Below are 693 nucleotides of genomic sequence, written 5' to 3'. Positions count from 1 at the left end.
GACACCCCAATCATCAAAGGATCAGCCACTGAAGCCCTAAAAGGTTCAGAAGACAAGTATGGTGAGCCAGCAGTAGTAGAACTACTAGGCGTACTAGACACCTACATCCCAGAGCCAGAGCGTGACATCGACAAAGCATTCCTAATGCCAATCGAAGACGTATTCTCAATCTCAGGCCGTGGTACCGTAGTAACAGGTCGTGTTGAGTCTGGTATCGTTAAAGTTGGTGACGAGATCGAAATCGTTGGTATCCGTGACACTCAAAAAACCACCTGTACTGGTGTAGAGATGTTCCGTAAACTGCTTGACGAAGGTCGTGCAGGCGAAAACTGTGGCGTACTACTACGTGGTACTAAGCGTGAAGACGTACAACGTGGCCAAGTACTAGCGAAGCCAGGTTCAATCACGCCTCACACCAAGTTTGACGCAGAAGTATACGTACTGTCAAAAGAAGAGGGTGGTCGTCACACACCATTCCTAAACGGCTATCGTCCACAGTTCTACTTCCGTACCACTGACGTAACTGGCGCAATCCAATTACAAGACGGTACTGAAATGGTAATGCCTGGTGATAACGTTGAGATGGGCGTAGAGCTTATCCACCCAATCGCTATGGACAAAGGTCTTCGCTTCGCAATTCGTGAAGGTGGCCGTACTGTAGGCGCTGGTGTTGTTGCTAACGTATTGAACTAA

Annotated in this window: 1 protein-coding gene; it reads left to right on the top strand. The window is 48.3% G+C overall.

Annotation, left to right across the window (positions count from 1 at the left end; genetic code table 11):
• A partial coding sequence (locus FW759_RS13960) for an EF-Tu C-terminal domain-related protein (protein ID WP_446443284.1) occupies window positions 1-693 on the top strand: 693 nt, incomplete at its 5' end.

Source organism: Psychrobacter sp. 1176_08 (assembly GCF_052850615.1).
The sequence above is the reverse complement of the archived record's forward strand: the minus strand, read 5'-3'. Positions and strand labels throughout refer to the sequence as shown.